Below are 13516 nucleotides of genomic sequence, written 5' to 3'. Positions count from 1 at the left end.
TTAGCGTTACGGCCGAAGCACGCGCGACACGCGCGCGTTAGCGGCCGAAGCACGCGCGACACTCGCGCGTTAGCGGCCGAAGCACGCGCGACACGCGCGCGCTAGCTGGTGATGACACGCGCGTTAGCCGAAGCGCGCGCTAGCCCTAACTTGAATAGAAACTATGAATCAAAAAACTACGCGAAGACAATTCTTCAAAAAAGCATCACTAATTAGCCTGGCTACTTTGCCGCTATCAGCTCTTGCTCAAACAAATTCAGTGGATCCGAGCACCAAACTAAAAGTGATTTGTGTCGGTGGCCACCCAGATGATCCGGAAAGCGGATGTGGAGGCACACTTGCAAAGTTTAGTGCAAAAGGCCATGACGTGAAAATCTTGTATCTGACTCGTGGAGAAGGTGGAATCGAAGGAAAATCAGCCAATGAGGCTGCAAATATTCGAACCAAAGAAGCCGAAGCGGCTTGTGTGATTCTGAACGTACAGCATGCCTTTCTCGGACAGGTTGATGGCAACACGGTGGTTAATAATGAGTGGATCACCAAGATGACTGAGTTCATGGAAAACGAAAAACCTGATTTGGTTTTCACGCAGTGGCCCATTGATTCTCATATAGATCATCAGGCTGCAAGTATGCTGACCATGCAGGCCGGATTGAGAACAAAGAAAAAATTCCAGATTTACTTTTACGAAGTCTGTGCTGGTGAGCAAACGATGACATTTCATCCCACAGATTATGTGGATATTTCGAATGAACAGGAAACCAAACGAAAGGCTTTATTCTGTCATGTAAGTCAGGATCCTGTCGGAATCTATGCCTGCGGACATGAGGCGATGGAGAAGTTTCGGGGGATGGAAGCCGGTGTGCCGGCTGCCGAAGCTTTTGTAAAAATGAATGGCAAAAACTCTCCCTCCTCAATCCTGTAATTGACCTTTGCTTTCAAACCCAAAAACCCATTGAAAAAAGTAATCCTATTATCGCTTTTGCTGATTGTGACTTCAGCAGGCTTTTCCCAAAGCCAATTAAAATCAGACATCAAAAATAAAGTCGCCCTATTTAATGGTAAAAACCTCGATGGCTGGTACACTTTTGTGCAAAACCGGGGACGTAACATTGATCCGAAAAATGTCTTCTCTGTCCAGAATGGACTGATCCGGATATCTGGTGAGGAGTGGGGAGGGATCACTTCCAATGAGGAATTTGAGAATTATCGGCTCCTTGTTGAATTCAAATGGGGTGGAAAAACCTTTGCTCCCAGATTGGAAAATGCCCGGGATTCTGGAATTCTCTTGCATTCAGTGGGGGAGGATGGAGCGTCAGATGGAATCTGGATGCACTCCATCGAATGCCAACTGATAGAAGGCGGAACAGGCGATTTTATTGTGGTAGGAGATGGAAGTAAAGATTTCAGCATTACGAGTCTGGTGGCTCCGGAAAAGCAGGGCAATTCTTATATTTTTCAACCCGACGGGGAACTAGCAACTATAAATGGTGGCCGAATCAATTGGTATGGACGTGATCCAAACTGGAAAGATGTGATTGACTTCCGTGGTCCGCAGGACGTGGAGAAGCCAGTGGGTGAGTGGAATAAAGTGGAATGTATAGTTGAGGGAGATGAGATCACAATTTACCTAAATGGAATTTTGGTAAATCATGCTTCCAATGTGAAACCAAGTAAAGGTCGTATTCAAATTCAATCGGAAGGCGCAGAGATATTTTTCAGAAAAGTGGAACTGAGACCCTTGGCAAAGAAATAAGGATCAAAACAAAAGCACATAAAACCGGCTTAAAAGGCCAAAGATAGTTCTAGAAATTGCATCAACATAGCAAACGGGATCTGAGCAGCTAATTTTACTTCAAGCTGGAAATATTTCCTTTGCTGCTGTTTAGGTGGAATGTCTGGATGTTTTAGGGGATTCAAGCCGAGGGGATTATGCCCCAAGAGAGACGATCAAAATGAAAGAATACCCAGAACTGATTAAGAGAAGCACCTTATTTCTTTATCGTTTGACAAGGTAAAATAGTAGCTTCGCTCCTCTTTATGATAATGTCAACAATAGATGGCTAAAAAAAAGTCAAGATCTACTCCTTTTGGTTTAATTGTTCTTTTGGTACTTCTGACTGCAGGGGCGGGATTTATTATTTACACCACATGGCAACGGCTTCATGGTAGACCCGATTACGCCAATAAGTCAATTTCAGACCAGGAAGCATTGAAATTTGATTACGTTTTCAGAACTCAACCGGAGGGTGTGTTAGGAATAGACATATCTCATTATCAAGGTAAAATCAATTGGAATAAGCTGGAGCTAAAAATTAAAAATCGACCTGTGGAATTTTTTATTTTCAGAGCAACAATGGGTGATAACCAAGACGAACTTTTCAAGGAATATTGGAAAGCACTGGACACCGTGGACATTAGCAGGGGAGCATATCATTATTATCGCCCAAATCAAAACAGCACCAAACAAGCTGAGAATTTTATTGATAATGTTAGATTAAGGCCTGGCGACTTTCGCCCAATTCTTGATATTGAGAGACATTCTACCATTCAATCCCAAGATCGACTTAGAGATGGGATTCAAAACTGGTTAAATTTAGTTGAAGCTCATTATGGTGTAAAACCCATTATTTATACTGGAGATTCTTTTAATAAAGATGTGCTGGTGGGTCATGGTTTTGAAGATTATCCATTATGGATTGCTAATTATAATCCTGTAAGAGAACCAAAAAGTGACTACTGGGTTATTTGGCAATTTTCGGAGAAAGGTAGAGTGAATGGGATTTATGAAAATATTGATTTAAACATTTTAAGAGGAGGGACAAAAACCCTTGATGCGTTACTGCTTGATTAAACCTGTTTTAGATTAAGATCTTTTTTTCACTGGTATTTAGATCACTCTTTTCCATTCTATCTTGATTATGAAATTTCGATTCTAGATGCAGCTGATTTTCCCGGGGAAGTATTATTCAATTCCATCCTAAAACTTCCCAAATACCTTTTCAAAAACCTGCTGAAAAGCTTCTTTGGATTGTGAAACATCATCCAACTTTCCGTAATTACCATCTGTCGCCCAACTGGTCGCCATATTTTTTTCAGGGAAATAGGATGTAGTTGCAAAATAAATAATCGCATCTCCGCTGTAATTGCAGGCAAAGCCAAATGGAGTTTTCATCCGGCTGAGTCCAAGTCCGTATTTAACTTTCCCTAACTTCTTTTCTTGAGAAATCACTCTCAAGTAAATATTGGATTAAACTTTCAAAGCCCTTAAATTCCAATTTACCCTGAGCCCATGAAAAATCTACTTCTCCTACTTTCTGTATTTTATATTTCCGCTTTTCAGGGAATTGCCCAAAGCAAACAGCCCAATATTCTCTTTCTCATCGCAGATGACTGGTCCTATCCACATGCCGGAGTTTATGGAGATCCAGTAGTTCGCACACCCACTTTTGATAGATTAGCGGCTGAAGGAGCCTTGTTTACGAATGCATATACAGCTTCCCCATCCTGTTCTCCGTCCCGAGCTGCAATACTATTGGGTAGATATCCGCACCAAAACGAAGACGGCGGAAATCTTTGGTCGGAATTTCCAGCACAATATCCTAGCTATGTTTCCATATTGGAAAAGGCTGGATACTTCAACGGATCCACGCGAAAAGGCTGGGGACCTGGAGATTTTCAAGTCAGTGGATTAGATCACAACCCGGCAGGACAACCTTATGAAGATTTTAAATCCTTTTTAACTGAAAGAAGCAATGATCAGCCCTTCACATTTTGGTTTGGGAGCACTGACCCACATCGTGAATACGCAACTAATTCTGGAATCCAGACGGGAATGGCTTTGGATGAGGTGCAAGTTCCAGGTTTTTTCCCAGATGTGGACTGCGTAAGAAATGACATACTAGATTACTACTTTGAGGTAGAGCGCTTTGATAGAGAGTGCGGGCAACTGATCAAAATGCTGGAAGAACTTGGCGAACTGGACAATACAATCATTGTGATGACCAGCGATAACGGCATGCCTTTCCCCCGATCAAAAGCTAATTTGTATGATTATGGAACTCGGATGCCACTTGTGATTAGATGGCCGGAGAAAGTCAATCCAGGAACTGTGATTGATGACTTTGTGAATTTTGTGGACTTTGCACCGAGCTTTGTGGAAGCCGCTGGATTAAGCGCACCGACTATGAGCGGACAATCACTCTGGCCGCTTCTGGCAGGAGAAAAGCAGGATCGGGAACAGGTCTATCTGGAAAGAGAACGACACGCAAATGTGCGAAAGGGCGACCTCTCCTATCCTATGCGAGCCGTCAGAGATCATGAATACCTATATATCTGGAATCCTATGCCGGAGCGAAATCCAGCCGGAGATCCAAGCGTTCATCAATCTGTGGGACAATATGGAGATGTAGACAATTCCATCACCAAGTATTTGATCATGAGTATGGAAGGAAAACCCAACGCTGGATCACCTGATTTTTTCAAACTGGCATTTGACAAAAGACCCGAAGTTGAACTCTATGATGTCATTTCAGATCCCTATCAATTGAATAATTTGGCTGAGGATAAAGCCTTCGCAACTGTGAAAACCAGAATGAGGGAAAAATTGCAAAGCTGGATGAAAGAAACCGGCGACTTGAGGGCTAGTGAACCTCGTTCTTTGTATTGGGATGAAGTCCGCTACACTCCTGATTATCAATTCAAAGACTATGACTTCAAACAAAGAATAGAAGAGTATAGGATTAAACCGCCGTTTGGGAAATATGCAAAAGAAGGAATACCATGCCTAGACATAAATCCATGACCTATAGCTGACACCTGCTCTAAGCTTGCAACTTCGAAACTTTATCAATGGGTTTGCAACTCTATATTTTTAAAATGGATTGAAAATTCTGTGATAAGTATTCGGGATTACAAATCCCGAGTAGCAGCATTGCAAATTCCGAGCGGTTCAGATTCGAGTAGCCACTACTTAATCACAATCGCATTCTCGCTAAGCTCATAGCCTATCCGATGTGCAAGCACATAAAGCGAATCACCAGCGCTCATTTCAAATGGAAATTGGTAAACAGACCAAACGTCTAAAGCACTTTTCTTGAAGCCGACTGAAGCACTTTTTGTCGCAGAAGAAAGCGAAACTTTCCCATCCTCAAAATGCACTTCCACTGGCTCAGTGGTTGGAGCATGATCCGCTCCATTCCACCACTGATCCACCATTTCCATTTCTGGTATTGCTCCCAGATCTCCAAAATCATCTATCCATTTCACATGTGCTTTGCGAAGCTCAGTGAGCTTATCCGCATAGTCCGGATTTCCTGCCAGATTGTTAAACTCATAAGGATCTGACTGGGTATCATAAAGCTCTTCTTCTGGCTTGGTCTCATCAAACCATCGCTCTTGGTTTTCGTCCAATTTCCCTTCTTCATGCAATTCCAGCAGATGAACCATCAGAGGATTGCTAAGTCGGTAGCGTATATTCTGATAGTTCGGCTTATCAGGCATGTAGTTCTTAATGTATTTGTATCGACCATCGCTAACCGCCCGTACTCGATCCACTTCAGAATCCATGCGATCCCGCGCGGCAAAAATGTACTTTCTAGGTTCAGCTTTCTGATTTCCCATGAATGCCTGCCCCTGCACATTATTTGGGATTTTCACTCCTGCGAGAGATAGTACCGTTGGTCCAAAATCCACAAAGCTGACTAGCTGATCATCCACTGACCCAGCTTCGATAAAGGGCGCTTTTATAATAAGTGGCACTCGCAAACCTCTATCATACAGTTCTCTCTTGTAATAAGGCATGCCATCCCCATGATCTGAGTAATAGAAAATGATCGTATTCTCATACAGTCCATCCTCCTTTAGCTGCTGGAGGAGTTCACCCACCTGCGCATCAAATCGCATGACATTAGTGATAAATCGAGCCAAGGTCCTTCGTGTAATCGAGTCATCCGGATAAACTGGTGGCACAGTCACATCGTCTGGATCTATCAACAAATCTTCGTTTTCCCTTGCCCATACTTGAGATTCATGCGTGGTAGTGAAGTTGAAAATTGAGAAAAAGGGCTGCTCAGGATCTTTCCGGTTTCTCCAATGAGCATTATTGCTACTCTCATCCCACATCGTCCCTGGTGCCACAAACTGGTAATCCTCTTTTACATTGTTGCTGGTATAATAGCCAGCCATGCGCAAGTATTCAGGAAAGCCGTGCATACCTTCAGGAATCACGGTAGAATATGACTTGTGACTAGGCGGATAATTGTCCCCACCTGCTGCTGAAAAGGAAAGTGTCCTCATATTCATCGCACCAATAGACGTTTGATACGCCCCCGTAATCAGGGCAGCCCTACTTGGCGCACATACTCCCGCTGTGGAAAATGCATTGGTAAAAATAACACCGGCCATCGCTAGAGAATCCAACACGGGTGTTTTGCCACCAGTACCACCATATATTCCCAGATGCTCAGGTGACATATCCTCATTTACGATCCAAAGGATATTAGGTCGCTCTGGGTATGCAATTTCCTCGGAGGAATTTGAATCCTTTTTGCAGGAAAAAAATAGAAGTGAAACAAGGCAAATTGAAAGTAAATACTTCATAAACAGATGGGTTTGAAAAATTCAAGTTATCCTTTTTACCATAAAAGTTAAAACCTTCTGTATATCATCCTGAATAAAAGCCATAGAACATTTGCTGTAAATACCTCTGAAGGTAAAGTTCTTTGGAATCAAGTTCAGCTTTGGTAAATTAAAAGCCTAATACCCCGAACCCAATCATGACTCCAATAAAGAATTTGAACCGACGGGAATTTCTTGGCTCCACAGCTTATGAAGCCGCATCAATTTTCATGGTTTCTTCTGTAGCCTATACTTCACTTAAATAAGTCAAGCGAAATTAAATCACATATACTGCTTAGGATTTAGAAATAATTAATCCAAATCACTTTACTCTTTAACCCATCTCAATATGAATAACCGAAGAAATTTCCTCAAATCAGCTGGGCTTGCTACTGCAGCAATCGGTCTAGGACTGCCACAAGTTGCTTTTTCAGCAAAGAAAGCTGCTCCTCTTTTTAAAATCTCACTTGCCGAATGGTCACTGAATAAACAGCTTTTCTCTGGAAAAATGAACCACTTGGACTTCCCAATTCTCACCAAAAAAGCTGGGATTGAAGCAGTAGAATATGTCAATCAGTTTTTCAAAGACAAAGCCAAGGACATGACCTATCTGAAGGAAATGAAAACCAGAGCTGATGGAGAAGGAGTTCGATCCGTCCTCATCATGTGCGATGGTGAAGGAATGCTAGGAGCAGTAAGTCCCGAAGAGCGAAATCAAACAGTGGAGAATCACAAAAAGTGGGTGGAAGCCGCTAAGTTCTTAGGCTGCCATTCCGTCCGTGTAAATGCATACTCTGCTATCCCGTGGAGCACATCTCAAGAAGACTATAAAACCTCAAGTGATCTGGCCAGTGCTGGCTTACGTGAACTTTGTGAATTTGCAGACGATTTTGATATCAATGTCTTGATCGAAAATCACGGCGGATTTTCAAGTAATGGTAAATGGCTTGCAGAAATGATTCAGAAAACTGATCATCGACGAGCCGGAACGCTGCCTGATTTTGGGAATTTCAGAATCGCCACTGAAGACGGGAAAGCGATTTCTTATGATTCCTATCTTGGCGTTGATGAATTGATGCCAAGAGCAAAAGGAGTAAGCCTCAAGCCAACCGTATGGGATGACAAGGGTAATGAACATCCTTTAGATTACTCTAAAATGATGAAACTTGTGCTGGCACATGATTTCCATGAATATGTGGGAATTGAGCATGGTGAAGAAGGTCGGGAATGGGAAAGCATCGAAGAGATAAAAATAGAGCTAGAGAAAGTGAGAAGTGGACTCGCAAAAGAAGGATAATCCACTTTTGGCTAAGAATTGATAGTTAGGATCATATTTATTTATTCTTATGAAAACTGATTTTATATGCACGATACCAGTTCTTCCATCTCAGAACATCGCCCGAGATCTGGATTGGTATTCCCGAAACTTTGGTTTTGTCAAAACCTTCGGGAACACCAAGTATGCTGGAATGCGCTTGGAGAAAATTGAAATACACTTACAATGGCATGCAGATACTGCAGATGATCCGCTTTTGGGAGGTTCAGTGGTTAGGATTTTTGTTAAAAACATTGATCCCTATTTTGAATCCTTAGTGATTAAAGGTGTAATGAAATGCGACAAACTTCATCGAAATACAGCTTGGGGTACACATGAATTTGGACTTTATGATCTAAATAACAATGCGATTTACATTGTCGAGGACATCAAATCCTCAGCAGAAATAGAATCATGAACGGAGCTCCATAGCTAGAAATGGGAAGTTGTCCTGAGATCAATAGACCTACACTTGTATGAAAAATAATTCATTGCTTTTATGGAGAATTTGAAACACGATATTGTGTCCTCTGCGAAAAACTCGGTGAGCTCTGTGGTTAAAAAACCTTATCTACTTCCAATTGAGGCAGTATTTGGCCTATTTTGATTATGAAATCGAGCATTACTAAAACATCACACAGACGGATGTTTTATTTCCCTGCGAGATTCTCCCGAATGAAGTTCGGGACAGGCTATCTGACCATAAAAAAACAATAATAAGCAGATGATACAACAACTCGGACAAATCGCAATTTTAGTTAGAGATTACGATGAGGCAATTGAATATTATACCGAAAAATTGGGTTTTGAATTGATAGAAGACACGCATCTCAGCGATGTAAAGCGCTGGGTGCGAGTTTGCCCTCCAGGCTCCCCTTGCCAGTTATTACTTGCAAAAGCCGCAGATGAACTCCAACGAAATCAAATTGGATTCCAATCTGGAGGAAGAGTTTTCCTTTTTTTGTACACGGACAATTTCTTCAGAGATTATCATAACTACACTGCAAAAGGAGTAGAATTCATCAGAGAACCTTCCGAAGAAGCATTCGGAACGGTGTCAGTCTTCAAGGATTTGTATGGCAATCTTTGGGATTTGATTGAGCTGAAGTAAAAATACCTGGAAGACCGAAGATGGATGACCGAAGCAGCGAATCACTAGGATTAACAATATCCGAAGTGCTTTATATCTAACTTTCACATTTCATCACCGAGTTGTTCAAATCAATTCTTAATTTTAAATTCACTCATTTTAAATTCCATTTTGGAAACTCAAGCTAACAATCCCCTCCACGGCATCAAACTCGCAGATATAGTCGAGCATCTCGTTGAATGCTACGGCTGGGAAGAACTCGGCGAGCGCATTACCATCCGCTGCTTCACGCATGACCCTTCGGTCAATTCCAGTTTGAAATTTCTTCGAAAAACTCCTTGGGCTAGAGAGCGAGTGGAAGGTTTGTATTTGAAGTCTTTGCGTGATGCGAAGAAGAAGTGATTATTTTTCTCGCGGCGGCGCGGCGAAAAAAAAAGAAACGCAGAGCTTAATTTGAGTTTTTTAACGCGACCATTCTTTTGGGACATAGTTCGGCAAAAACTCAATTATGTTCTTCCACACAGCTCCGCTTTGATTAAAACCAGAAAGTTTTTTTATATAAATAGATTCTCCGCCCCGTTGCGCCGCAGCGAGAAGTGACAAAATCAGAACACCTTTGACGATTCATAAACCTCAATGGTCACAAAAAAAGCCCGAAGAATTCTCCGAGCTTTAAGTTTTATGGTTTGTGGTTGTTATACATAATTATTCAACATCACTGGCATTACCAGCATCAGGATGTCTTCATTTTCATCTTGCTCAGCTGGAAGGATCAAACCTGCACGATTAGGAGCAGAGAACTTCAAGCTTACTTGCTTGCAAGAAAGATTATTCAACATTTCCACCAAGAATTTGGCGTTGAATCCGATTTCGATATCTTCTCCATCGTGCTCACAAGAAAGTCGCTCATTCGCTTCATTGGAGAAATCAAGATCTTCTGCAGAAATCATCAATTCACTACCAGTCAATTTCAATCTCACCTGATGTGTAGTTTTATTGGCATAGATCGCGATTCTTCGCAATGAACTCAACAGTTCCAGACGATCAATAGTCATCACATTTGGGTTTTCCGCTGGAATCACATTTTCGTAATCAGGGAATCGTTCGTCGATCAAACGACAAATCATCTTGATGTTATTGAAATTGAAATATGCATTCGACTGATTGAATTCTACAGTCACAGGAAGGTTTTCCGAAGGCAAAGTTGACTTCAATAAATTCAGCGCCTTACGAGGGATGATCAAAGTCGCAGACTCCTGAGATGCGATATCAACTCTTCTATACCTAACCAATCTATGACCGTCAGTTGCGACGAAAGTAGTATTGGTAGGGCTTAAATTGATGTAAACACCTGTCATTGCCGGACGAAGTTCGTCAGAGCTAGTTGCGAAGATGGTATTGGAAACAGCTGAAGCAAGAACCTCAGTGGACATATCCACAGAAGTCGCATTGCTTACAGTAGGGATTTTAGGAAAGTCAGTAGCATTCTCACCGGCAAGTCTATAGCGACCATTATCAGAGCTGATTTCTACCGCATACGTATCGTGATCGATGCTGAAAGTCACCGGCTGCTCAGGAAGATTCTTCAATGTCTCAATCAAAATCTTTGCAGGCACAGCGATATTTCCATCTTCTTTGGCCTCCACGTTGATTTCTGTGATCATCGAAGTCTGCAAATCAGATGCAGTAATGGTCAAAAGACTCTCTTTGATCTCAAAAAGAAAATTTTCCAAAATTGGCACTACGGGATTGGTTGTCACCACACCGTTGATTGCCGAAAGCTGCTTTAATAAGGCAGAAGAGGAAACAATAAATTTCATATCGTAGGGCTTAATTTATTTTTACTTTTGAATGGGGGTAAATTTATAAATAAATTCTAATTCGACCCCCCGTATAAATGATTCTCTGGAAAATTATTGAAATAGATGCTATTATATGGGCTAGTTTATTTTCCTACTGTATTTATTCTTCCGAATCCACCAGACTATACCACCCAAAATCAACAACACAATTACAGGAACCAGCACATTCAATCCTTGCCAAAAGGTTTTTTGCTGCGCAATCTTCATCTTATTCAATGGACGAATCTGGAAAGTGCGGGTACGAGAAGCAATGATTCCATCAGGATCGGCAAGATACTGGACTAGATTTTTCAGGAAAAGCTTATTCGCATAGGTAGTTTGGCTAAATGGATCTTCTCCCAGAGCGAGCGGAGTGCCGTCTTTTAGGTTGGTTTGAGCTTGAAAAACATCTCCGTCTCCGATCACCACCACTTTACCATTTCCACTTTCTTTAAAATCCGCTTTCGCAAAACCATCTGGTAGAAATCGGTTTTTATACAAGGATGTAAATTCCCCTTCCAGCAAGTACGCCAAAGGCAGATTTTTCATTCCAAACTGTTTCACGATGGGTTCCTGCTCCATATCTGCAAACGCTACACGAGTGGGAGCTGGCAGAACCCTCGTCAAATCAGAGCTGAAGATCAAAGGAGTCTTAGTAACTCCATCGGCCTTTACTGTATCCAGACTACTCGCAAAACGAAATTCGACCACATCCAAACCCTTTGTGATCGGATGTTCCTGCATTCGTCCAGCTAGGATATAGAAAGGCCAGGGCAGTGGAACCATTTGCTGCTGATCTCCAAAATTCCCGCCCATCACAGGAATGTAGCCAAAATTCAAATCCTGAACCAAGTCCTTATTCACCCGGACTCCATAGCGGAAAAGCAACTTATCCAAACCCAAATCAACCGGCATTGCAAGTGTTCCTTCACCACCGGCATTTTCAATTTCTACCGCAACACCATCTAGTAATATCACTAGATTTCCTCCACCCATGACATATTGATCGAGCAGATAAACCTCTCGCTCTGTATAATTCTCTTTTGGACCCTGAATAAAAACCATCTTAAAACCAGCTAAATCTGCCGGGGTTTTAGCTTGCTCTAGCGGCACCTTGAATAATTCAAAATCCCCATCCAAAGCTTCCACCATTCCATAGCCTTCGTCTGCACTCATTTCCCCATGTCCCATGATCATCGCTATGGACGATGATTCTGGAGAAATCAGCTTACGAATAGCATTACTCAGCTCGAACTCCAGGTTTTCGATTGACTGGTTGAGGATTTGATCCTGCCCCATTCCCCTATCACCGCTCAGTACTAATGCACCGGTCTCAAATTCGGCATTACTAACCAAAATCCCAGGGAAAATCAGCTGCTCTTGCTGACCAGAATTTCTCAGCACGGATAAGTTGGTCGGATTGATGCCATAGTCCGTCAAAGACAAAATAAAATCACCACGCTCGCTTTGTGGTAAACTCAACGGATCAAAATAAGAATAGGTAATCTTTTCAGGACTGTATGCATTGAACGTGCGGACAGTCGCTTCTATGGATTTTTGCAGACGCCGCATTCCACCTGGAAGATTTTCACCTACCAAAAGAATCTCCACATGAAGTGGCTCAGTAATTAAGGAGAGAACTTCTTCTGTCGCAGGATGTAAGGAATAGCGTTTCTCTTCCGTGAGGTCAATTCTAAAATTTAAGAATTGAGCTAACAATACAAAAACTAGAATACCTCCAAAAAAGAAAAACCAAGGCTTGGCGATATGTGCAGCGGTCTTTTTCATTTATTTCTCAAAACGATAACTGCCCCACCCAAAAACAGCCAAATCATGCCGAATAAAAAGAATAAATCAGCGGAGTCTATGACTCCCCTACTCAGATTGATGTAATGAAAACTCAAGCTCAGATCGGCTGCCCAATAAGAAATAGTTCCCAACTGCATATCTGCCAAAGCTGAGAATCCGAAATACAGAACAAAGCATAAAAATACGCCCAATACAAAAGCAACTACTTGCTGGGAAGTCAGAGAACTTGCGAACAAACCCACGGCTGCGAATACCGCTCCTATCATAATCAAACCAATCCAAGAACCAAAAAAGCCCGCCTGATCTAAGTTTCCAACCGGATCTCCGAGCTGAATAATACTGTAGAAATAAAGTAGTGTTGGTAAAAGCGCCACTAGAACCAGACAAAGCAATGCAAAGTATTTGGCCAGAATAATCTGTACCAAAGAGAGTGGCGAAGTTCTTAGAAGCTCCCATGTCCCTGTTTTCCTCTCGTCTGCAATCGCTCGCATGGAGAGAGCAGGAACAAGAAATGTAAATATGTAAGGCGTGTAGGTAAACAATGCTTCCAGATCTGCAAAGCCATATTCGAGTACGCTGCTTTCTGGAAAAACCCAAACGATCAGACCAATCGCCACCAGAAACAATGCTATAACCAGGTAGCCCAAAAGGCTTCCGAAAAACGCATTGATTTCTTTCAGAAAAAGGCTTTTCATCTGTCTGTTTTTTGTTTGTCAATGGTCAGATAGCCTGTCCCGAACTTGATTCGGGAGAATCTCGCAGTATTTATAATCATCGCTTTGTATATCGCTTGCGTCATGCTCGATTTCATGTGTTTACAATTGATTTTTTACGGCCACCACC

At 42.1% G+C, this 13516-nt stretch carries 13 protein-coding genes; 8 read left to right on the top strand and 5 right to left on the bottom strand.

The features are described from left to right. The first annotated feature begins 163 nt into the window (after positions 1 to 163). The 3 genes from BVH04_RS15860 to BVH04_RS15850 all read left to right on the top strand — a co-directional run bounded on the left by BVH04_RS15860 (position 164) and on the right by BVH04_RS15850 (position 2854). Positions 164 to 925, top strand: a complete 762-nt coding sequence (locus BVH04_RS15860; RefSeq protein ID WP_086542446.1) for a PIG-L deacetylase family protein — start codon at positions 164 to 166, stop codon at positions 923 to 925. 30 nt (positions 926 to 955) lie between these two features. Beyond that, positions 956 to 1756, top strand: a complete 801-nt coding sequence (locus BVH04_RS15855) for a 3-keto-disaccharide hydrolase (protein ID WP_086542451.1) — start codon at positions 956 to 958, stop codon at positions 1754 to 1756. Positions 1757 to 2059: 303 nt separating this feature from the next. Next, a complete protein-coding gene (locus BVH04_RS15850; protein ID WP_086542445.1) occupies positions 2060 to 2854 on the top strand; it encodes a glycoside hydrolase family 25 protein in 795 nt (264 codons plus the stop codon). Positions 2855 to 2980: 126 nt separating this feature from the next. Here the strand turns inward: BVH04_RS15850 and BVH04_RS15845 are convergent, their stop codons facing one another. Beyond that, the gene (locus BVH04_RS15845) at positions 2981 to 3238 is read right to left on the bottom strand and encodes a hypothetical protein (RefSeq protein WP_086542444.1); all 258 of its coding nucleotides are present in this window, start codon (positions 3236 to 3238) and stop codon (positions 2981 to 2983) included. 54 nt (positions 3239 to 3292) lie between these two features. Between BVH04_RS15845 and BVH04_RS15840 the strand changes: the two genes are divergently transcribed. Then, entirely contained in the window at positions 3293 to 4804 is a 1512-nt protein-coding gene (locus BVH04_RS15840; RefSeq protein WP_086542443.1) for a sulfatase family protein, read from the top strand. Between the two features lie 164 nt (positions 4805 to 4968). On the opposite strand, the gene BVH04_RS15835 is transcribed toward BVH04_RS15840, so the two are convergent. Further along, positions 4969 to 6600: a sulfatase family protein gene (locus BVH04_RS15835; protein ID WP_086542442.1), complete on the bottom strand. Its 1632-nt coding sequence runs from the start codon at positions 6598 to 6600 to the stop codon at positions 4969 to 4971. Between the two features lie 367 nt (positions 6601 to 6967). On the opposite strand from BVH04_RS15835, the gene BVH04_RS15830 reads away from it, so the two are divergent. The 4 genes from BVH04_RS15830 to BVH04_RS15815 all read left to right on the top strand — a co-directional run bounded on the left by BVH04_RS15830 (position 6968) and on the right by BVH04_RS15815 (position 9425). Further along, positions 6968 to 7915, top strand: coding sequence for a TIM barrel protein (locus BVH04_RS15830; RefSeq protein WP_086542441.1), 948 nt, complete (start codon positions 6968 to 6970; stop codon positions 7913 to 7915). A gap of 49 nt (positions 7916 to 7964) precedes the next feature. Beyond that, positions 7965 to 8351 (top strand): VOC family protein, encoded by a 387-nt coding sequence (locus tag BVH04_RS15825; protein WP_086542440.1) that lies wholly within the window; start codon positions 7965 to 7967, stop codon positions 8349 to 8351. Positions 8352 to 8657: 306 nt separating this feature from the next. Continuing rightward, a complete protein-coding gene (locus BVH04_RS15820) occupies positions 8658 to 9044 on the top strand; it encodes a VOC family protein (protein ID WP_086542439.1) in 387 nt (128 codons plus the stop codon). A gap of 150 nt (positions 9045 to 9194) precedes the next feature. Continuing rightward, the gene (locus BVH04_RS15815) at positions 9195 to 9425 is read left to right on the top strand and encodes a VF530 family protein (RefSeq protein ID WP_086542438.1); all 231 of its coding nucleotides are present in this window, start codon (positions 9195 to 9197) and stop codon (positions 9423 to 9425) included. 293 nt (positions 9426 to 9718) lie between these two features. On the opposite strand, the gene dnaN is transcribed toward BVH04_RS15815, so the two are convergent. The 3 genes from dnaN to gldF form a co-directional block, all read right to left on the bottom strand. After that, positions 9719 to 10843 (bottom strand): DNA polymerase III subunit beta, encoded by a 1125-nt coding sequence (gene dnaN / locus BVH04_RS15810; RefSeq protein WP_086542437.1) that lies wholly within the window; start codon positions 10841 to 10843, stop codon positions 9719 to 9721. Between the two features lie 120 nt (positions 10844 to 10963). Then, positions 10964 to 12652: a gliding motility-associated ABC transporter substrate-binding protein GldG gene (gldG, locus tag BVH04_RS15805; protein WP_086542436.1), complete on the bottom strand. Its 1689-nt coding sequence runs from the start codon at positions 12650 to 12652 to the stop codon at positions 10964 to 10966. Continuing rightward, positions 12649 to 13368 (bottom strand): gliding motility-associated ABC transporter permease subunit GldF, encoded by a 720-nt coding sequence (gldF, locus tag BVH04_RS15800; RefSeq protein WP_086542435.1) that lies wholly within the window; start codon positions 13366 to 13368, stop codon positions 12649 to 12651. The genes gldG and gldF overlap by 4 nt, the downstream gene beginning before the upstream one ends. Positions 13369 to 13516 lie beyond the last annotated feature (148 nt).

Source organism: Algoriphagus antarcticus (assembly GCF_002150685.1).
Taxonomy (GTDB): Bacteria; Bacteroidota; Bacteroidia; order Cytophagales; family Cyclobacteriaceae; genus Algoriphagus; species Algoriphagus antarcticus.
The sequence above is the reverse complement of the archived record's forward strand: the minus strand, read 5'-3'. Positions and strand labels throughout refer to the sequence as shown.